The 20,957-nt window shown below is 62.9% G+C and carries 17 protein-coding genes, 1 rRNA gene and 1 riboswitch; of the genes, 3 read left to right on the top strand and 15 right to left on the bottom strand.

What is annotated here, in order from left to right; all coding sequences use genetic code 11:
• Positions 1–208, bottom strand: a 16S ribosomal RNA gene (locus tag HHL26_RS16715); the annotation flags it as partial.
• A gap of 514 nt (positions 209–722) precedes the next feature.
• Positions 723–970: riboswitch (cobalamin riboswitch) on the top strand.
• A 191-nt stretch (positions 971–1,161) separates the two neighbouring features.
• Here HHL26_RS16715 and HHL26_RS16710 point away from each other — a divergent pair.
• A complete protein-coding gene (locus HHL26_RS16710; RefSeq protein ID WP_240962481.1) occupies positions 1,162–3,117 on the top strand; it encodes a TonB-dependent receptor in 1,956 nt (651 codons plus the stop codon).
• Between the two features lie 88 nt (positions 3,118–3,205).
• Here the strand turns inward: HHL26_RS16710 and HHL26_RS16705 are convergent, their stop codons facing one another.
• The 8 genes from HHL26_RS16705 to HHL26_RS16670 form a co-directional block, all read right to left on the bottom strand.
• The gene (locus HHL26_RS16705; RefSeq protein WP_169576232.1) at positions 3,206–5,515 is read right to left on the bottom strand and encodes an ATP-binding protein; all 2,310 of its coding nucleotides are present in this window, start codon (positions 5,513–5,515) and stop codon (positions 3,206–3,208) included.
• Complete coding sequence (locus HHL26_RS16700) at positions 5,508–6,896, bottom strand: hypothetical protein (protein WP_169576231.1); 1,389 nt, start codon at positions 6,894–6,896, stop codon at positions 5,508–5,510. Before HHL26_RS16700 ends, HHL26_RS16705 begins: the two co-directional genes overlap by 8 nt.
• A gap of 65 nt (positions 6,897–6,961) precedes the next feature.
• Entirely contained in the window at positions 6,962–8,398 is a 1,437-nt protein-coding gene (locus tag HHL26_RS16695; protein ID WP_240962473.1) for a glycosyltransferase, read from the bottom strand.
• Positions 8,395–9,384 (bottom strand): HEAT repeat domain-containing protein, encoded by a 990-nt coding sequence (locus HHL26_RS16690; protein ID WP_240962480.1) that lies wholly within the window; start codon positions 9,382–9,384, stop codon positions 8,395–8,397. Before HHL26_RS16690 ends, HHL26_RS16695 begins: the two co-directional genes overlap by 4 nt.
• A 5-nt stretch (positions 9,385–9,389) precedes the next feature.
• Positions 9,390–10,517, bottom strand: coding sequence for a YaiO family outer membrane beta-barrel protein (locus tag HHL26_RS16685; protein WP_140404545.1), 1,128 nt, complete (start codon positions 10,515–10,517; stop codon positions 9,390–9,392).
• Entirely contained in the window at positions 10,514–10,888 is a 375-nt protein-coding gene (locus HHL26_RS16680; RefSeq protein ID WP_066562602.1) for a response regulator, read from the bottom strand. The genes HHL26_RS16685 and HHL26_RS16680 overlap by 4 nt, the downstream gene beginning before the upstream one ends.
• 23 nt (positions 10,889–10,911) lie before the next feature.
• Positions 10,912–11,130: a hypothetical protein gene (locus tag HHL26_RS16675; RefSeq protein WP_140404546.1), complete on the bottom strand. Its 219-nt coding sequence runs from the start codon at positions 11,128–11,130 to the stop codon at positions 10,912–10,914.
• A 37-nt stretch (positions 11,131–11,167) separates the two neighbouring features.
• Positions 11,168–11,818 (bottom strand): alpha/beta hydrolase, encoded by a 651-nt coding sequence (locus HHL26_RS16670; RefSeq protein WP_087574204.1) that lies wholly within the window; start codon positions 11,816–11,818, stop codon positions 11,168–11,170.
• A 388-nt stretch (positions 11,819–12,206) separates the two neighbouring features.
• Here HHL26_RS16670 and HHL26_RS16665 point away from each other — a divergent pair, with 388 nt between their 5' ends.
• Positions 12,207–12,629, top strand: coding sequence for a hypothetical protein (locus HHL26_RS16665; RefSeq protein WP_140404547.1), 423 nt, complete (start codon positions 12,207–12,209; stop codon positions 12,627–12,629).
• Positions 12,630–12,647: 18 nt separating this feature from the next.
• Here HHL26_RS16665 and HHL26_RS16660 read toward each other — a convergent pair whose 3' ends face one another.
• The 5 genes from HHL26_RS16660 to HHL26_RS16640 form a co-directional block, all read right to left on the bottom strand.
• A complete protein-coding gene (locus HHL26_RS16660) occupies positions 12,648–13,526 on the bottom strand; it encodes a hypothetical protein (protein ID WP_145907611.1) in 879 nt (292 codons plus the stop codon).
• A 2-nt stretch (positions 13,527–13,528) separates the two neighbouring features.
• Complete coding sequence (locus HHL26_RS16655; RefSeq protein WP_169576229.1) at positions 13,529–16,009, bottom strand: hypothetical protein; 2,481 nt, start codon at positions 16,007–16,009, stop codon at positions 13,529–13,531.
• A 28-nt stretch (positions 16,010–16,037) separates the two neighbouring features.
• Entirely contained in the window at positions 16,038–16,829 is a 792-nt protein-coding gene (locus tag HHL26_RS16650; RefSeq protein ID WP_066562615.1) for a fimbria/pilus periplasmic chaperone, read from the bottom strand.
• 84 nt (positions 16,830–16,913) lie between these two features.
• Positions 16,914–17,486, bottom strand: coding sequence for a spore coat protein U domain-containing protein (locus tag HHL26_RS16645; protein WP_087574209.1), 573 nt, complete (start codon positions 17,484–17,486; stop codon positions 16,914–16,916).
• Positions 17,487–17,571: 85 nt separating this feature from the next.
• Positions 17,572–18,117, bottom strand: a complete 546-nt coding sequence (locus HHL26_RS16640) for a spore coat protein U domain-containing protein (RefSeq protein ID WP_087574210.1) — start codon at positions 18,115–18,117, stop codon at positions 17,572–17,574.
• Positions 18,118–18,534: 417 nt separating this feature from the next.
• On the opposite strand from HHL26_RS16640, the gene HHL26_RS24610 reads away from it, so the two are divergent.
• Entirely contained in the window at positions 18,535–19,128 is a 594-nt protein-coding gene (locus HHL26_RS24610; protein ID WP_169576228.1) for a LuxR family transcriptional regulator, read from the top strand.
• A 148-nt stretch (positions 19,129–19,276) separates the two neighbouring features.
• Here HHL26_RS24610 and HHL26_RS16630 read toward each other — a convergent pair whose 3' ends face one another.
• Positions 19,277–20,920, bottom strand: coding sequence for an acyl-CoA synthetase (locus tag HHL26_RS16630; protein ID WP_169576227.1), 1,644 nt, complete (start codon positions 20,918–20,920; stop codon positions 19,277–19,279).
• Positions 20,921–20,957 lie beyond the last annotated feature (37 nt).

The following is a 20,957-nucleotide window of genomic DNA, read 5'->3' as shown; positions in this document are numbered from 1 at the left end:
CGCGGGCTCATCCCTGGGCGATAAATCTTTGGACTTTCGTCATCATCCGGTATTAGCGTTCGTTTCCAAACGTTATTCCGAACCCAAGGGCAGATTCCCACGCGTTACGCACCCGTGCGCCACTAGACCCCGAAGGATCTCGTTCGACTTGCATGTATTAGGCATGCCGCCAGCGTTCGTTCTGAGCCAGGATCAAACTCTCAAGTTTGATGTCCGATCCATATCCAGGCGGAATAAGCCCAAACATGAACCGCTCATTTTCAGGAGCCATTCCTGCACAAATTTCTTACATGGTTACGTAAGGACATTGTGAGGTCTGGCCAAATTTAACCGAGTGCCCAGCGCCTGAAAGCCGCCAAGACCCGGAGCCGCCGCCCACATGTCCCTTCATCAATCAACAATGTCAAAGAACCGACAACTATACCGGACAACCAGCGATCCCCGAACTTTCGTGCGAGGGACTTGGCGTCCGTCTATGTTGGCGACCGTCCATTCCACCGCCTCAGTGGCGCCGTCCCGTCCGGTGAGACGGGCATCTAGGTGGGTCCGGAGATTCAGGCAACCCCAAAAATGACAGTTTTTGGAAATTCTTCGAAAAAACCGCATCGGCTGCGAGAAATCCGCAGTTTTCCGCCATTTTGGCAAATTTGTTTTCGGCATTCCCCTTGCGGCTGGCCTGCAAGGACGGTAATCGGGCAATCGTTCCGGCTCATTCGATGTGCCTGGACAATGATCGCGCCGGTGTCCTGAAAGGGACTTAAAAGGGAACGCGGTGCGGAAGGGGAACCCCTTCTTAATCCGCGGCTGTCCCTGCAACTGTAAGCGGTGAGCGCGATGCATATGCGCGGTGGAACAAGGGTTCCGCCGCCAGCCACTGGGCCGGACGCTAAATCCTGCGAGGCCTGGGAAGGCCTTGCATCGATGCGATGACCCGCAAGCCAGGAGACCTGCCGGCGTCTGGTCGCTCTTGCCCTGGTCCAGGGGATGGCCATGGCACGGTTTCTTTCCGTCTGAGCGACGAACGAGCGGTGGAGACCGCATCGGTTCGCGGGAACGGTCGCTTTTGGCGTCCGGCCGTCCCTGCGCGCCGCCGCCTTCTGGTGGCTGGACTCCACCGGTAGTCGCAAGACGCCGGAAGGAATGCGAATGCAATGGAAGATAATGGCCGCGGGTTTCATCGCGGCCCATGCGGTCCCGGCCCTGGCCGAGACCGAGATCGTCGTCTTTGGCCGGGGCGAAGCCAAGATCGGGGTCGCGCAGGCGGCGAGCGAGGGCAGCGTGGCGGGGTCCGACCTGTTGGTCCGTCCGCTGCTGCGGGTGGCCGAACTGCTGGAGGCAGTGCCGGGGATGGTCGCGGCGCAGCATTCCGGCAGCGGCAAGGCTAACCAATATTTCCTGCGCGGCTTCAACCTGGACCATGGGTCGGACTTCACCACCTATATCGACGGGGTGCAGATGAATTTCCGCTCCCATGGGCATGGGCAGGGCTATCTCGACCTCAACGGCCTGATCCCGGAAATCATAGCGCGGGAGGATTTCCGCAAAGGCCCCTATCGCGCTGATGGCGGCGACTTCGCGCTGGCAGGCGCGGCTTATATGAGGACGATCGACGGGTTCGACCGGCCCTGGATGTCGGTGGAGGGCGGCTCCTATGGTTCCCGACGGATCGCGGCGGGCGGCACGATCAAGGGGCTGGGCGCAGGCGAATTGACGTTGGTGGCGCAGGCCAAAGCCTATGACGGGCCATGGGAGGAACCGGAGCATCTGCGCCATTATGCCGGCTTCGCCAAATATCGCGCGGGCGCGGTCGAAGCGACGCTGCACGCCTATCGCGCGACATGGCGGCCGACCGAGCAGATTCCGGAGCGGATCATCGGATCTGGGACTTGCGCGGATGTATTCTGCTCGCCCGATCCTTCGGCGCGGGGAGAAACCACGCGCTTTGTCGGCAATGTGGCCATCACGCAGGCGGACTGGCGCGCCAATGCCTATGCGCAATATTATGACTGGTCGATGTATTCCAACCCGACCTATGCCGATCCAGACGGCAGCAGCGCGCAGATCCGGCAATATGACCGCCGCTGGATCATCGGCGCTACGGCGGAGAAGCGCTGGTCGCTTGGCTCGACGATCGATTTCGGTGTCGGAACTGAGGATCGCTACGATCATATCGGCAATGTCGGCGTGTCCCGCACCGCCGACCGTGCATTCCTTGCTTCGCTCGGCCGCTATCATGTCGAGGAGCTGTCGCTGGCTCTCTATGGCGATGTGACTTGGCGTCCCCTGTCCGGCCTGCGTCTGACGGGCGGGCTGCGTGGCGACCATTATCGCTATGCGGTGCGGGCACTGGACGCCACCGCCGCCGCGCTGGGCGAAGGCAAGGGATCGGACAGCCTGCTCTCGCCCAAAGTTTCGCTCGCCTATCGTGTCGCGCCCGCGCTGGAACTCTACGCCAATTGGGGTCGGGGCTTTCATAGCAACGATGTGCGCGGGGCGGTGAATGTCGACACGCCCGTTCCCGTGCTCGTGCGCGGCACTGGCAAGGAACTGGGTGGCCGTTTGCAGATCGGATCGGCCAGCCTGACGGCGACCTATTGGTGGCTGAATGTCGGCAGCGAGCTGCGCTTCGTCGGGGATTCCAACGCGGTCGAGCCGACCGGCGCCAGCAGGCGGCATGGTTATGAGATCGTCGCCTTCTGGCGGCCGCTGTCCTGGCTGGCGCTGGACGGCAATTATACCGCCAGCCATTCGCGCTACGACAATGGAGACCGGATTCCCAATGCCTTCGAAAATGCGGCTTCCGCGGGTGTGGCGGTCGTGCTGGGGTCTTGGGAAACGAGCCTGCGCGTCCGGCATCTGGGGCCTTATCCGCTGATCGAGGACAATAGTGCGCGGGATAAGGGGAGCACTGTCGTCAACGCCCGCGGCGCGTGGAAGGGCAAGCGGATCGAGCTTTATGGGGAGCTACTGAATATCCTCGACAGCCGGGACAAGGACATCGCTTATTTTTACGAGTCCTATATTCCCGCCTTCGATGGGAGCGGCCCGCAGGAAGGAAGGTTGAGCCGGGTTGTGGAGCCTCGAACTGTTCGGTTGGGGGTGAAGGTCAAGTTTTAATCGTGCCAGAGGCTGGGATTGGCCATTCCAAGACATTCCCCTGCCGTATACGGGAGGGGAATTGCAGGAAACAACCCAAAGCCTCCGCTCAACCACCTCCACATAATCCGATCACGGTCCTGATCCGGCCAGCGACCGTCGCATCCATCTGTCCCCTCTCCCGCAGCGCCTGTTCGGCCGCCTCCGCCGCGCTGCCCAGCGCCGCCTGGCCGAACATCGCCGCCGTGCCCGCAATCTTGTGCAATTCACCCTGTGCTTCTTCCAGCGCCTCGCCCGCCGGGGCAGGATCATCGAGCAGGCGCGTGAGCAGGGCCGACCACAGCGCCCTCTTCTCACGGAAGCGCTCGCTCAGTTGCTGTGTCACCGGGTCGAAGGCTTCGGGCGCCTCCTCAACCGCCTTGGCGGGCAGCCATGTCGCGAGCGCCTGTTGCAGATCGGCCAAGCGGAGCGGCTTGACCAGATGCGCCTGCATCCCCGCGGCCAGCGAAGCGTGCACATCCTCGCCAAAGGCATTGGCGGTCAGCGCCAGGATCGGCAGTTCATGGGCCGTGACGCCCTGACCGCGAATGGCCCGCGCCGCGTCCAGCCCATCCATCACCGGCATCTGCATATCCATGAGCAGGATGTCATAGGGCGCGCCCTCCTCCCTGGCGCGCAGCACGGCAGCGAGCGCCTGCGCGCCATTGGGCACGATCGTCGCGGTGCAGCCGATCCGTTCCAGCATCGCCCGGACCAACTCCTGATTGACGTCGTGATCCTCCGCCACCAGCACCCGCAGGTCGGCAAGATGAACCGCCTTCCCGGCGGGCGGCAAGGCGACGGAGGGAAGCGCCGCCGCATCGGCCTGTTCGAAGGGCAAATGCAGGGTGAAGCGGCTCCCCTGCCCCACTGTGCTGTCCAGCGAAAGCTCGCCATTCATCAGCGTCACGAGTTGGGCGCTGATCGACAGGCCAAGGCCGCTGCCGCCGAACCGGGCGGCGGTGCCGACATCGGCTTGCACGAATTTCTCGAAAATGGCGGCCTGCCGTTCGGGCGCGATGCCGGGTCCGCTGTCCTCGACCGCGATCACCAGCCGATCCGCTCGATCAAGATGCACGCGCAGCGCGACATGCCCCTCGGCAGTGAACTTGACCGCATTGCCCAGCAGGTTGAGCACCACCTGGCGCAGCCGCAGTCCGTCGCCCATCATCATCCGCGGCAGATCATCGGCAATGTCGCGGATCAGTTCCACGCCCTTCTGCCCCGCGCTGGCCCGCACGAGGTTGAGGCAGGCGTCCAGCGCATGGATCAGGTCGAAGGGTTCGCGGGCGATCTCCATCTGTCCGGCCTCGACCTTCGACAGGTCCAATATGTCGTTCAGCAGGCGCATCATCGCCCGGCCGGAATCAGCGATCATCTTGACCTGATGATGCTGTTCGGGCGGCAGGCCTGCGCCCAGCAACAGGTCGGCAAAGCCCAATATGCCGTTCATCGGCGTGCGGATCTCATGGCTCATATTGGCGAGGAAGCCGGTCTTGGCGGCGCTCGCCATTTCCGCCGAATGCCGGGCGGAAATATCCTCCACCACGGAGACGAAGAAATCCGGCGCGCCCGCCGCATCGCGCACCAGCGAGACGGTGAGGTTGATCCACACCACCCCGCCATCCTTGCGGACATAGCGCTTTTCATAAGCGAAATCGCTGATCTCCCCCAGCAGGAGGCGGCCTGCCAGCCGGGCATCGATCTCATAATCGGCGGGATGGGTGATCTGCCGGTAGTCGAGGCCGGCCAATTCCTCCCGGCTATAGCCTGCAATATCGCAGAAACGGTCGTTGACCAGCAGAAAACGCCCTTCCGGTGAGCAATGGGCAAGGCCGACGGCGGCCTGTTCGAAGGTCGCGGCGAAACGGCGGGCCGCGTCCGAATGCGCGGCATTGGCGAAGCCCGTGATGATCGGCCCCGCCATCAGGCGGACAATGTCCAGATCAACGCGGGTGAAGGCCGCCATCCGATCGGAATAGACCTTGAGCACGCCCACGGTTTGGCCATGATAGGGCAAGGGGACCAGCATCATCGATCGGACGCCGACTTTGCGGCAGGCGTTGCGGTCAACGCGGGGATCGGTTTCGCTGTCGTGGCAGAACTGGGTTTCGCCCGTCGCGATGCAGGTGCCCGAGAGGCTGCCGCTCAGCGCCAGGCGCAGGCCGATCTGCTTGATCGAGGTGCCGCTGACGGCTCGATAGACCACCTCCTCGCCATCACGCATCTCGACAATCGCGCCCGTCGCCAGCGGAATGATGCGCAGAGCGCGCACCACCACCTCATCGATGATCTGCTGGAAATCGGCATAGGCTTCGGCCACCGCCGACTGGAGCGCCAGCATCTCCTTCATCCAGCCGGGTGAGCTTGGGTCAGCCATGGGCCGGCACCTCCCAGCCATGGACGCGAAAACCCGCAAAGCCGGGCCAGCCCGACAGCAGCGGCATGAGCGCGCGTTCGGTTTCGGCGGCTCGGGACGGCGCGCCGTGGAAGCTGATGCGCGTGGGGTCGGTTCTGTTCTCGCGCACCAGGGCGAAAGTGGCGGCGGACGGGCCGGAGGCTTCGGACGTGGCGAGCAGTTCCGCCCCAACATCGCTGAGCTTCAATGTGCCGCTCGGCGCGCGGCGGTAGAGCCGGGTGGCTTCCTGCGCCACGGGGCCGGTTTCGATGGCGATCCGCACGGGCGGCCCTGCTTCCCCAAGCCAGCTTTCGGCGGCATCCAGGATCAATTGAGGATCGGTGCGATAGGCCATGACGACGATTTCGTGGATCGAGGCGAGGGCGGTTTCGAGTGCGGCCGCCCCTTCGGGCGAGCGGCGCATCCACCAGGGCAGGTCGACGGCCACCGCCCCGCCCCAGGCCTGGGCGACCGCCTGCACGCTTTCCGCCCAGCCTTGCCAGCCTGCCGGATCGCTCGCGAAGCCGGGCAGCGCATAGGGTTCGATGTCGAGTTCAAGCAGCGGCCGGGTCGCGAGATGATCGTCGCACCAGCGGCGCAGATGGGCGAAACGGCGGACGGCTTCCGCCCGCCCTTCAGCCGTTGCCATGCCGGGATCGCCATCGAGCAGGCGAAAGCCGATGCCGCGCTCCGTCAGCGCCGCCGCAAGCCGGGCCAGCGCCGAATCCGGCCTGGCGGGCGCCTGAATGGCGAGTTCGGTCCAGCCCGCCGCAGCGGCACGGCGGGCGAAGCCGATCGGATCGGCACGCCAATCCTGTTCGCGCCAGATCCATGTCCCCCGCCCATTCGGTCCCGCTCCGGCAGGCGTCAATGTCACCGCATCGAGCCGGGCTGAAACGTCCCTATCGGGACAGGTCAGGACAAGCATCTGCTCCTCCTGCCGATCCGTGAAGGGGATGATGGCGGGCCTATCCGTCCAGTGCGCAGCCGGAATGGCTGGCGCGTCCCGCCCGAGCGGCAGGGCGCTGACACCGATGGCGGCGTCGGCGCGCCCTTCCAGCCGCCAATGCCCCCGATAAGTGCGGGGCAGGCGCCGATCCGGCCAACGAAGCACGGCACCCGCAGGCGCGCGTCCGGCCTGGCAGCGGATGCGCAGGCCATTCCCGTCGCGCTCCACCCTCACCCGCTCCTCGGTTCCGAAAGGCCGGACATCCGCCAGCGGCAGGATATTCGCGCCGATCGGCACCAGCAGCGGCAAAGGCGGCGCATCCGCGCGTTCCGGCGCCAGCGCGGCGGGACGAAACACGCCCGCCTCGATCGTGCCGGACAGGGTCAGTCGCTCCACCTCGCGCCAGTTCGTCATGGCAGGTCCTTTCCAGATCGGGGCGGGAGGGGCAGCGGCCGCCACCAGCAGGAACAGGGCCGCTTTCACTGGCGCACGAAGGCCGAACGACCGGCGGCGGCCCAGCGGTTGTCCTTGCGGAAGAACCGCCACATGCCATAGAGCCGGAACGCCAGATTGGCCTGACGATAGCCCAGATTCTCCACCACGGCGGCGATGCCGATCATGGCCAAATCCCGCGCTCGCGGCGTGCGGCGCAATTGCACCTCCTCCAGCGCCAGCGTGCCGAGGCTGAGGGCCGTGCCGAACAGCACCGTCAGCGAGAAGAAGGCGAACACCACCGTCCCGGATGTCACCCCCATCAGCCAGAGCAGCGGAATTAAAAGATAGCCGAACAACTCGCAGGGTGGACCCAGCACATCCTCGATCACGATCAGCGGCATGCTGACCAGGCCGATCCGGCCATAGCGCGGATTGGCGAGCATCCTCCGATGCTCCACGATGGTTTCCAGCGCCCCCTGCTCCCACCGCGCGCGTTGGTTGCGCAGGCCCTTCCAGCTTTCCGGTGCGTCGGTCCAGCAGACGATTTCCGGCACGAAATCGATGCGATAGGGCTTTTTCTCCTCCCGCATGCGGCGGTGGATGCGGGTCACGACCTCCAGATCCTCGCCCACCGTATCGTGGCGATAGCCGCCAATCTCGACCAGCGCAGCCCGGCGAAACATGCCGAAGGCGCCGGATATCAGCATCAACATGTCCAGCCGCGCATTGGCGATGCGCGCGGTCAGGAAAGCGCGCAGATATTCCAGTATCTGGTAACGGGGCAGCCATTTGCCCGGCAGGCGGATTTCGCGCACATGGCCGCCCGCGACCACCGATCCGTTGACGATGCGGATCGCCCCGCCAACCGCCATCAACGACCCGTCATCGGCCATGAACGGTTCCGCCGCGCGCAGCAGGCCGTCCGGCTCTATGATCGAATCCGCATCGATCACGCATACTAGCGGCGCGGCGGCGAAGCCGAGGCCCGCATTGACGGCATCAGCCTTCCGCCCATTCTGCTTGTCGATCAGGATCAGGTTCGGATAGCGGGCCGAACCGTAGACGCCCAATATCTTCGTCTTCTGCAATTCGGCCAGTTGCTCCCGTTCGATCGGTCGCAGGGCGAATTCGCGGATCAGCACCTCCAGCGTGCGATCGCTGGAACCGTCATTGACCAGGATCACCTCATGATCGGGATATTCCAGCGCCAGCAAGGCCCGGACGCTGTCGGCTATCGACAACTCCTCGTTGAAGCAGGGGGCGATCACCGAGACCGGCAGGGCAAGGTCGGCGTAGCGGGTCCAAAGGTCATAGGACCGGCTGGCCGGTTTGATCCGGGTGACGAAGACTCCCGCGGCGAGCAGCAACTGAACGGTCGACACCAGATTGCGGATGCTGACGACAAGGAAACAGAGCAAGCCGATGACGACCAGCGTGCCGACGCCGATATCGGCCGCCGTCGAGAGGATGCGCGCCATCATGCGGCCACCTGCAACATCTGCACCGCCTGTTGCGCACGCAGGCGGACCCAGGGCGAAGGGTCGTTGCGCAGGGCCGACAGCAACGGCAGGGCGGCGGTCAGCCGCATGATCTGGCAGGCGCGAATGGCGCGGGAGCGCACCGGATGTTCGGGGTCTTCCAGCATCCTGATGATCCACCCGGCGCTGCCCGGATGGCCGAGCCGGGTCGCGGAATCGAGCGCGGCGAGGCGCACTGGTGGATGCGGGTCGCCCGCCGCCGCCGCCAGCAGCGGCAGGGCGGCGAAGTCCTCCGTCCACCCCAACGCATCGATCACCAGCGCGCGGACGGCAGGCGGCAACTGGTTCGACCGGCCAAGCGCCATCAGCTCGGCCGGATGGCTGACCGCGATCAGGCGGAACAGGCTGCGGTGCAAAGGCGTGATCCGCGTTTCATAGAGCGAAAGATCTTCGATCAGCCGTTCCGGCGCGGGCAGCGCATCAAGTTGCGCCAGCAAGGACGCCGCCTCCAGCCTGGTGTCGATATGCGGGTCCTCATGCAGCACCGACAGCAGCGCATCGACCGCATGTTCGCCGCCGATGCTGCCCAATATGCGCATCGCGTCCACCTGCGCCCGGCGGCGGGAACTTTGCGTCTTGCGCAGCGCATCCTTGAGCAGGCCGTGGCGGTCGACCAGCGCGATCAGCCGCTCCCGCTCCTCGCCGCGCAGAAGCTGGATCATGCGGCCGATCGCCGCCAGCTTGTCGGCGTTCCGCGCCTTGCGGAAGGCGGGGCCGGACAGCGCATCCTCGCCGTCCTTGCCCTCCATGCCACCGCCCATGATCTCACGGATCAGCGCCTTGATCATCGCCGCCGCCTGCGCATCCGCCCGCTCCGCCCGGTCGCGGCGGATCACAAGGAACAGCAGCAGCGCCGCCATGCCGAGCGCGCCGTAGAAAGAGATGAAAATAGCGATCTGCGCGACATGGTCGGGGATCGGCATCTGCATCACGGTCAGAAGCCGATCTGAAGGCCGAGCGACCCGCCCTTGCGCGTATAGGTCGCCCGGCGGCGGTCATAATCCAGCCCGGCGCGCAGGGTGATGCGTTCCGCCAGCGGCACGGTGCCGCCCAGGAAGAGCGAATGGACCTGCCGGGTGATGCCCGCTTCGGTATCCGGATAGGTCGCGGCCCCGGCATAAAGGGTCGCGCCATGGTTCAACGTGGCGTCCAGCCGCCCGGACACCCCGGCGCGGTGCGTGCCCTGTTCATCCCACAGGTTGATCATCCGCACCGTGGCGCTGACGCCCAGCCGAGCCGCGGTCAGGCGGACGCCCGGCAGGAAGGTCGTCACCGACACGTCCCGATATTCAGCATGGCGCAGGTCGCCGATCAGGGTCGCATAGGATGTGACATCCGCCTCGATCCCGCCGCTGGCGCTCCATTTTTCGCGGAAATCCGCGTGGGGCGTCACGGCCAGCGCGGCATAGGCGCGGATATGCGGGCCGATGCGCTGGTCGATGCGCCCCTCGATACGGGTATCTGTGAAGCTCTGGCGATCCTCCCGCTCGGCGGCGAGCGCCAGCACAGTCCCCTGCGCCACGCGGCCATAAGCGGCCAGCGTCGTCGTCGACCAGGTCCGGCTCGGCCGGTTGTCGAAGGAAACATGGGAAAAGCCCTGCGCCACAGCCAGACCGAAGCGCTGAGGCGGAGCGGCGGATGTTTCCGTCAGAAGCTGACGGCGGATCGCGGCAGTCTCCCCATCGCCGGGCGAACGCTGCTCGATCGCCGCGACTTCGCGCTCGGCGGCGGCGCGGTCGCCCGACCAGAGATAGGCGCGGGCCAGGGCAGCGGCGATGTCGTTATCTGCGGGCGCCAATTCCTGCGCCCGGCGCAACGTCGCGATAGCCTGGGGATAGTGCCCGGCAAAGCCATAGGCGCTGCCCAGCAGGCGCAAAATCTCAGGATCGTCGGGGAAATCGGCATTAATCCGGTCCAGCAGGACGATGGCCTCCGCTTCATCCTTGCGTGCCAAAGCGGCGCGGGCGGCGGCAATCTGCGTATCGCGGGAAGCGGTGGGCGCAGCCTGTGCCGGAACAGCCAGCGTCATGCAGGCCATGACACAAGCGGACAGCGCCCTCACCGCGCCATCCGGGCCGATTTGAGGATCGCATTGACCCGCACCACCAGCTCGTCGGGAATGAAGGGCTTGGTCAGATAATCGCGCGCGCCGGAGGTCAACGCCGCCATAACATCCGCCTGCGCCTTGCGGGAGGTCAGCATCACCACCGGAATCTCCGGCAGTTCCTGCGTCACGGCGCGCAACACATCCGCGCCGGACATGACCGGCATCATCGCGTCGAGCACCAGCAGATCGACATCGCCCTGGCGCGCCGCCTCCAGCGCGGAGGCTCCATCCTGCCGGATCGTCACATCATGGCCTGCCGCCTCCAATTTGAACCGAACCAGCTCGCCCAGCAGATCGTCATCATCGGCAACCAGGATGTGCGCCACTATTACCTACCTCTTGGATCGCTTCAGCCGTTACGTTCCAACTGCGGATATTTTCCTTTTTTAACAATCAATAATGCCATTTTAACCCTCATTTCGCCGTGACGCGGCCACGGCCTGTCCGGATGGCATGCTTGCCGAAAGCCGCGACGCCCATCATCCGAATGGATTTTCGGCGCAGTCGCGCCAAGAGCCTCGACTGCGCCGAAATCAGTTCGATATGAAAGCTTTCTGGGCAGCACCATGCCGCCTCAGATTGAATGCGGGTGGCCCTCGTTGGGTTCAGACCCCGTAGAGCAGGGTCGCCTCGGCGCTGCGTTCCCGTTCGCTGGCGTTCTGGCGGCCGTCGATCTCCTGCTCCACAGGCTGACCCAGCCGGGACAGCAGGAAACGGCCGAACGTCCAGTCGCCAAGGCCGGAGTCGGCATTGATATGGCCCACTTCGCCGGCATCCGCGAACCGGCTGCCCCAAAATTGCGCCAACCGCTTTGCCCGACCGATCGAGATATAGGGATCGCTGCGGCTGGCCACGACGATCGAGGGGAAAGGCAGCAAAGCCTTGGGCGTGGGAGCGAAACCGCGCAGGCGGGGGTCGACGACCCCTGATTCGAGCTCGGGCGGCGCGACCAGCAGGGCGCCCGCGATCTTGTCGCTCCATTCGCTGCATTCGAACGCGGCCCACCAGGCGACAGCGTGGCAGCCCAGGCTGTGCGCCGCAAGGATGACCGGTCCGTCGATCCGGCCGATCGCATGGCTGAGATTGCTGATCCAGCTATTGCGGTGCGGCGCATCCCAACTGCCCAGTTCCGCGCGATGGCAGTTGGGAAGTTCCGATTCCCAGATGGTCTGCCAATGGCCGGGTCCGCTGTTCATCAGGCCGGGCACGGTCAGGATCGTCGCGGAATGAGCAAGTTCGGTAGCATATGGACGCATGGCGGGACCTCCTGCCGACTTCTTATTCTCTATCAATATGATTGACAATATGCCGAGGGCATTTTGCGAACTGTCGTTGCCCGCTTGGGACGAACCGAATTTTCCGCCGTCCCGCCGTTTGAATGCGCGGTAACGGATGGTTCATGTTTTTGGCGGATGAATCGCGGGAAACGAAGTGATACATTGGGCTTGCGGAATCCGGATACTTCCCCGCTTTTCGCTCGGCTGAACGCAGGAACGGGAACGTCTCCAAACTCTTCCCCTCCTTCGTTCAGCCGGTTCCTCTCCCATCCTTCATTCCGGCCCAATGCGTGGAATGTTAAGGATAATGCATCAAGCTTTCTTTAATTCGGCGGTGATAGACGAACGGCAACAGAAGGGGCCGAAGATGACATTCGTTCGACTATGTGCTGCATCCACCATCCTTTCATCGGCCGCGCTGCTGGTGAGCCCGGCCATGGCTTCCGAAACCGCCAAGGGCTCCTTTGCCGTCAGGGCCGTGGTTCCGGCCTATTGCGAAATCGACAGCGATCCCGTGCAACTGAGCGAAGGATCGGGTTTCCAATCCGGAAGCGTGATGGAGCTGTGCAACAGCGCGGACGGATTTCAGGTCGTCGCCTCCTATCGCGAGCTTGCGCCCAGCGAACAGGTGCGATTCAGCTATGCGGGCTATTCGCGTCAGCTCAATGCGTCGGGCTGGACCCCGGTGGCCAATCGCGTCGGCGCCAAATTCGGCATGCGGCCCATTGGCGTGCAATATAGCGCGCTTCAGGCGCCGCTGGCGATCAACCTCACCATCACTTATTTCTGACCCCATACAAGGCCAGGATCAGATCGGCGTGACGGCCACCGTCACCCGATCGGTATATTTGCCCGCATGCCAGGTCGGATCGGGATCGACGGTGATGGAAATGCCGTGGACGTCGCCCAGCGATCCGGTGTGTTCACCGACGTTGATCTGATCGCCCGTCGCCATGTTGAAGGCGCGGCCATCCACGAACAGCCGGTAAGGAATGACGTCCGGACCGTCGATGCGGCGGAGCATGCCGCCATATTGGGACGTAAAGCGTAGCTGATAGCCCGATGTGCTGAGCACGCGCACCGCGAAGGGTTGCGACACTGTCCGCATGGTGGTGGACAGCTCGCCCAGATCGATCCGGGCAGCTCCCCCTTCCCCACCGACGCCAGCGAAGCGGATGCGGGCGGTCGCCGGAATTTCCAGCTTCAGGCGGAGTTGCACCTCGTCCAATGGGGCGTTGCTGCTGTCTTCGGACAGGGCGAAGACCAGTTGCTGGCGATAATCGCCGCTCCGCATCCCCCAGTTCACCGGCACGTTGACGGTATAGCCGACCGACGTCCGCCCATGCGGTTGCAGGATGACCACGCCGCCGCCGCTCGATACATCCGCTGGAGAAGCGGAGGTCACGGAAATATTCCCGCCGGGGCCGTTCAGCATATAATTGGGGAAGGAGGCGTCGGACGCGCCCAGATCCCGCGTCACGCGCAGCCGTAGGCGGCATTCGCTGTCGCCGTCATTGCGCACCATGATCCGGAAGGGCTCGGTCAACTGCCGCTGGTCCATGCTGTCCCCGGCGGCAAGGCGCACCTCGCGGGGGCCGTCGACGAAGGAGGGCCGGCATTCCGCCAGTGCATGGCCCGGCACGATGAGCGACGCGAAACCCAGGTAGCGGCAAAATCGGCGCATCATAGTCACTCCTGTGTCCCGGTGGCCGGGCGGGCGGTCACATCGCCCAGTTGTAGCAAGGATTTCGTATCGGCGGGCACGTGAATCATGAACTGCATATCCGGGTTGCGCAGCTCCACCCGATAGCTCTTGCCGGGACGAAGCCCCTGCGTCGCGAAACGGCCCGCGGAGTTGGTGAAGAAGGGTTGCGACACGAAGACTGGATCGTCCACCGCCGAAATGGTGCCGCCCAGCAGGCTGACCTTCTCGCCTTCATAATAGAGGAAGCCATAGGCGCTGATGTTCGCATCGCTGCCGACGACGAGTTTATAGCCGCTCTTATAGGGCGGATTGACGGTATGCACGCCCGTGCCGATGTCGTAGCCGTCCGTCCCGTTCTTCAGATCATATTGGATGCTCTGTCGGTTATAGCTATTGAGCCGCCCGTCCAGCGCCGGACCCCAGATGCCGCTTTGCGCCTCCACCTTGCCGTCGTCCACCGACTGTCCCACCACGACCTGCTTGTCCTTGAGCGCCTCATGGGCTTTGGCAACAAGGAAGCTGTCGGAAATCGGCCGGCCGATGGCGACGCTGTTCCCCGCCACGGCGATCGACGTGCCGATCTGCAGGCGGCTGTCCTGTCGGTCGTCGATCCGCGAGAAACCATTGCCCGAAGAGATGGTGGTGAAGCGCGAATAAAAGCGGTTGCCGATATAGGTGGCCGATCCGTCGATCGAGGCCATGCCGTCGGAATTGCGCGCGGCGATGTCGTAACCGAAGGAGCCGACCCTATCGTCATAGCTGCGCGTCAGGGTGAGGCGGGCATCGTCGCGGCGGCTGTTATAGCCTGCCTCCGCGCGGGTCTTCTGGCCGAAGGGCACGACCAGCGCGATGCGCGCGCCGAAGCTGCGCCCGAACACGTCCTTGCCATATTCCACCCCCCCGGTGAGGCGGAAGCGTGATGCCCGGTGCATGACATCGACGAAGGCGAGCCTGGTCCCCCTCAGCCCCTCCCGCTCGAACCAGTTGCCGCCGACGACCAGACTGGTGCGATCGCTCAATTGCTGGCCGTAATTGGCAGTCAGCGTGAAGGTCCGGAAACGGCCGAAACCGATGGCGTCGGACAGGGTCGAGAAATTCCGGCTGCGATAATCGGCGCTGACCGACAATTGCTTGCCCTGAATGCCGTAGCCGAATTGCAGCGAATAGGCGCCGCGCAGCGAATAGCCGGTTCCTCGTCCGGTGCTGATCGCGCTGGAAAATTCGAACCGTCCGGGAATGGAGCGCGGCGTGGAAATGACCTCTATGGCGCCCAGTTGCACATCGTTGCCCGCCTGCACCGCGCCGCCGAGCAGCAGCCGGTTACTGATACCGCGGCGATAATAGGCCGACAATGCGGGAGAGTGGCCGTAGATCGGCTGGGCCCGGAAGTCGGTCGGCACGAAGCCCACCGCCGCGCCATATTCGCTTTCCCCGGCGATCAGGTCGGACGGGTTGAAATAGGAATCGAAGGAGGTGATCTGCCGCCGCCCGCTGACATCCGTGACGTAGAGCTGAGCGTTGCGGCCGCCATATTGGGCTTGAAGCCGGGACAGGTCGTACGTGCCCGAATTGAGCTGGAACCGCTCCACCTGCTGGCCGTCGACGATCACGTCGACCGTGGAATCGCGGTCGAGCAGAACCTGCTGCCCGCCAAGCTGAAGGAGCGGCGTGCTGCCGGTGAAGGTCCGCCTGCCCTTTTCGACGGCAATGCCGCCAAGCAGCGTTCCGGAGGTGATTGACAGGCCATTGAGCTGAAGGTCGCCCGCGCTCCAGCGGCGCTGCTTTTCATATTCGTCATAGACCAGCCGCGCCTGACGCCGGTAGAAGCCGCCACCGCCGGTCAGCGCCTGATCATAGCCGCCGTCGAATTCCAACACGACACCGCGATAGCGCATCGCCCCCTGCAGGATGAGGGCAGGCTTTTCGAAGTCGCGGAAATCGCTGACCCGCATGTCCCCGATCATGTTCAGATAGGCGCTGAATTTCTCCGGTTCGAGTGTGGTCGCGGGCAAGGAAAAGCGCACGGCTTCCCCCAATGCCTGGGCGGCGACCATGGTCCCGTCAATACGGTCGACGCGGACCTGCAATTCGGAAGAATCGTAGATGAGGGTGACGCCCGCCTTCTCCACATCGGCAACCGAAACCGAAGGCGTGGCGGGCAGGACCGCCGCGAATTTGGTCCGCCCACTCTCCGACAGCAGGGGCGCGACATGCTCCAGCAGAGACTGGCGATCGAAGAGGATCGTCCCGTCCACATAGACCGTCGCGGCGACATCGCCATAGACATTGCCCTGCCGCAAAAGGGGCAGGGTCATCTGCAGCCCCTTGTCGCCGGGGCGAGCCGCGGGTCCGGGCGCGGCCGGAGGCTGCGCGCCGGCTGCCCCCTGCTCGGCCGCCTGGGCCAGCGCGACCGTCGACGACGCGGCCAGTGCGCCTGTGGCGACGCTGAAGAGTAAATGTCTCACCCTGCCCCCCTCGGGCATGTTCAAAGGATCAGCGCTTCAGCGTCACCGTCGCTCCGGCCGCCATTTTTTCCGGAGTCGGGATGAAAAAGATGCGGGCCTGACCGGGCGCGACGATTCCCATCCCGATCATTTCGCTCATCTGAGCGGCATTATATTCCGCGCTATAGGGCTTGCCAGTGCTGTCCGTGCCGCTGACTGCCCAGCCGGACCGACCTGCCGGGAAATAGCGATTGCCCTTGTTCTCGATGCGCACTTCCAGACCATTTTCGGTCCGGGTCTTGCGGACATCCTTGTCCTGCGGCGCCTTTTCATCCGGACCGAGCTCGACCTCGCGGGAAACCGGCGCGATCTGGGCCACCACCGGATCGGGCGCCGTCCCGTCGGGCACGACGTTGACGAGGACGTTGAAGCGCATCACGACCTGAATGCGCGACTGTTCGGCCGGAAGCTGGACGGGAATCTGGCTGACCGCCGCATAATAGACTTCCGATTTCGTCAGCGGACCGTCCGGCAGATATTGGATGCGGAAGACCTGCTTGCCATTGGGCGCGATCAGCGTCTGGGGCGGGAAGACCATGAAACGGTCGTCCGCGGGCTCCAGCGTCAGTTCGCCGCGCTCCCCGATGACCCCGCGATACATGCGCACTTCCATCGGCAACTGGCGGTCTTCATTATTGGCGACCTCGATCCGCGCCGTGGAACGTGTACCCTGAGGCTCCAGATCCACCGACATCGGCGTGACCCGCGCAGCCTGCGCGCCGGTCGCCATGCCTGTCAACAGAAGCAGCGGCAGAACGAATTTCACCCATTTGAGGAACATCGTCCTCTTCCCCCTCGATCATGAACGGCGGAAATCGGGGAAGCCATGAAAGGGCTCCCCCGATTTCCTGTGCAGATACTGCGATCAGCTCGCGGTGACGGTGATGGTCACGGTGTCGGTGTATGTACCGGCCACGGGGCGGGCATCCAGGTTGTTCAGCGGATCGACCAGCGCGTCAAACTTGACCTGGCGATGCAGCGCGCCGCGCGAGGCGCCGTTGTTGAGCTGGATAAGACCCAGCAGCGCCGAACGACGGAAACCGGGCTGCTGCAGCAGACCGCCATTGCGATAATTGTCGGCGGCGAGCGAGTAGTTGATAGTGTTCTTGAAGCCTGCATCCGCGCCGGTCAGCGGGGTGCTGGTGGTCAAACGGCCGGCATTGGCCGACGAGATGGTCATGCTGTTGGTGTCGTTGCACGACACGTAGAAGGGGCTGGTCGAGCTGGTGGCGACATCGTTGATGAACAGCGCGGTGCTGCCGGCATTGGTGTTGACGTTGACCGTGCCGAGCTGAATGTCGGTGATGTTTTCCATCGTGCAGGTCTTGGCGACCGATGCGTTGATGTCGAACGTATCGCTGTCGGTGCTGGCCGCGAAAGCGGGGGTGCCAGCCATCAGGACTGCTGCCGCCGTGGCAGCCATAAGGAGCTTCTTCATAAGGATTTCCTTGAATCTTGAAATGGGTTGCGCGTCAGAGCGACGACCTGATCAGGGGCTTCAATGCCCTGATCCAAGCCGTGCTTCAGAGCGCGGTCTGGACGGTGACGGTGACGGTGCCCGTATAGTTGCCGGCCAGCGGACGCAGCGTGTTTTCGGACGACAGCACCTTCGCGGCCAGACGCACCTGGCGGTGGACGGGGCCACGGCTGGTCTGGTTTTCGGCGCCGTTCGCGCTGGAGAAGCTGGGCTGCGAGCCGCTCGTGAAATAGTTCAGAGCCTCAACGCGATAGTTCAGCTTATCGGTGAAGCCGGCATCGTCAACGCCCGCCTGGAAGGCGCGCGAACCCTGAAGCGTGGCGGGACCGGAAAGGGTCATCTGGTTCTGCTTGTTGCAGCTAACCCAGAACTGGTTGGTGTTCAGCGTCGCATCGCTGCTGAGCAACAGGGCGCCATTGCCCGCCGTCGTGGAAATGTTCAGCGCGCCGAGGTTCACGTCATTGACGTTCTGCATCGTGCAGGTTTCGGGGATCTGAGCATTGATCTGAAACTGGTCGGTGGCCGAGTTGGCCGCAAAGGCCGGACTCGCGACAAGCATTGCTGCCGCGGAGGCAAGGATCATCTTCTTCATGGAATACTTCCCCATCTGTTACAAAAAGCGGCCTGAATCACCCCCGTCTCCAATGGGGCTGCTTCCGGCCGTGACTTCAGGGAGGGCGCGCGACTCTCTTTCCCCACCCCTGGAGCTGAACGAAAGTATTAATATATATCTAACGAAAGTTAATACTCAATATTGGGTATCACTCCGCTTTAATGGTTAATACGGAACGGCAGCAGCGTATAAAAATTCATGAAAGTCGCAGATTTCGGTGCGATTCTGACATATTTCCGGCCGCATCAATTAAAATCGGCCTGGTTTGTACAAAATCGGGACATGGCTTCATTAATTTTGTTAAGGACAAATTTATTAATCTAACTATATCGTAAGTTATAGCTGTCGATTCGATAGATATGGATTAGAAATAGAGGCTGCTGCCGGGGGGTATGTGTGGCTGAAGGCTCCATGGCGAATGGAGAGTCGGTTTTTGCGAGCTGGGTCGATGCCGATCCGATTCCGCACGCGATAATCGATCGCTCTTTGCGCCTGCATTGGCAGAACAGAGCCGCCATGGCGCTGCTGCAGCATTCGTCGGATTTACAGGAACAGGACGACCGCCTCTTCGCCCTCCAACCGGATAATCAGTCGCGCCTTGAGTTGTTCGTTGCCCATGCGGGGTCCAGCGCGGCATCGTCGATGGTCATTCTGCCCGTCAAGAAAGATTATCTCATCATTCGCGGAAGGCTGATCGAAACCAGTCCGGGGAGCAAACTGATCGGCCTCATCTTCTTTTCCGCACAGCATTTCATCGATCGATCGATCATATCCGATGACGTCAAGGACATATACCGGCTTACCAATGGCGAGCATAAAATATTGAACGCAATGATGAGCGGCATGAATGCGGAACAGATTTCAGGAAATCTGAAAATTTCCCTGGAAACAGTCAGGACGCATATCCGCCGTATCTATTCGAAGATCGGCGTGAGAAGTCGTGAGGCATTGTTCGCTCAACTACAACCATTCAAATTCTTTGCATATTAAGGCGGCTTGCAATCTGATTGCATCAGACCAAATTTTTTGATAGCAAGCCGCTTGGTCCCGAAATCACCGCTGCGCTTATGCAAGCTATCGAACTTTGCGAAGACTTGCGCCATCATGTCGAGGAAGTCGCTCCGGATATCGGTTTGCTCTAACCTGCCTTCTCGCCAAGCTTGCGCGCCCGTTCACGCAGGATCATCTTCTGGATCTTCCCGGTCGATGTCTTCGGAATGACTCCGAATGAGAAGTCCTTCGGCGTCTTATAGCCGGCAAGATGCGAGCGACAAAATGCTTGCAACTCCGCCGCATTGACAGCGTGGCCGTCGCGCACTTCGATGAAAGCGCACGGCACCTCGCCCCAGCGAGCATCCGGCTTGGCAACTACCGCAGCGATCAACACGGCGGAATGCTGGTGAAGAACATCTTCAACTTCGAGGGAGGAGATATTCTCTCCACCGGAAATGATCACATCTTTCGAACGATCGGTGATCCGAGCATAGCCGTCGGGATCCAGAACGGCAAGGTCGCCCGTATGAAACCAGCCGCCCGCGAACGCCGCAGCGGTCGCCTCCGGATTGTTGAGATAGCCGCTCATCGTGGCATTCCCCCGGAACATGATCTCGCCCACCGTTTCGCCGTCAGCCGGCACCGGCGTCATCGTCGTGGGGTCCAGAACGCACATTGCCTGTTGCGAGATCATGGCGACGCCCTGCCGGGCATTGAGCCGGGCTCGTTCCTCGGCTGATGTCCCGGCCCATTCGGGCTGCTTCACGCAGACCGCGGCAGGCCCATAGACCTCCGTAAGACCATAGACATGGGTTAGATCGAAGCCTCTGCGCTCCCCGCCTTCGATCAGCGCGCTGGGCGGGGCCGCGCCTGCAACCAATCCTTTCACGGGACGAGACAGCATTTTTTTCTGCCTCGCCAATTCATCGACGAGCATCGCGTACACGATCGGCGCACCGCACATGTGCGAAACACCATGCGCTTCGACAAGGTCGAGGACAAAGGGCGGATCGACGCGCCGGAGGCAGATATTGGTCCCGCCCTGAGCGGCTATCGTCCAGGGGAAACACCAGCCGTTGCAATGAAACATCGGCAGCGTCCAAAGATAGACCGGGTTTTGCGGCATCGACCATGTAATGATCTGCGCGAGCGCGTTGAGATGGGCACCGCGGTGATGAGTCACCACGCCCTTGGGATCCCCTGTCGTGCCGGAGGTGTAATTGAGGGATATGGGCTCACGCTCGTCTTCCGGCAGCATCCACTCACCGCTGGTCGAGCCTTCTTCCAGAAGCGCCTCATAATCGAGTCTGCCGGCGCGGACTCCGGTTCCGGTATAAAGTGCGTCATCGATATCGACGACGGCAGGAGGATTGGCGAGCATCGCGATGGCGGAAATAACGGTTTCAGCGAATTCGCGATCAACCAGAAGGATGCGCGCGCCGCTATGGGCAAGCTGGAATGCGATCTCTTCAGCCTTGAGCCGCGTGTTGAGTGTATTGAGCACCGCACCCGCCATCGGAACACCGAAATGTGATTCGTACATGGCAGGAGTATTGGGTGCGATGATCGCTACGATATCACCGCGACCAATGCCGCGACTTCGCAAGGCCGAGGCCAGTCGCAGGCAGCGACCGTAGGTTTGCTTCCATGTCTGCCGCAGCGCGCCATGAACGAGAGCGACCCGCTCAGGATAGAGCGTCGCAGTTCTCGGCAGGAATGACAGAGGCGTCAGCGGCGCGAAATGCGCCCTGCGGGCGTCGGGCGTAGGTTCGAAAAAGCCAAGGACCATGATAATCGTCTTTATTTTGGTAGCAGATTTCCTTCCG

The organism is Sphingobium sp. TB-6 (assembly GCF_012927365.1).
Taxonomy (GTDB): domain Bacteria; phylum Pseudomonadota; class Alphaproteobacteria; order Sphingomonadales; family Sphingomonadaceae; genus Sphingobium.
The sequence above is the reverse complement of the archived record's forward strand: the minus strand, read 5'-3'. Positions and strand labels throughout refer to the sequence as shown.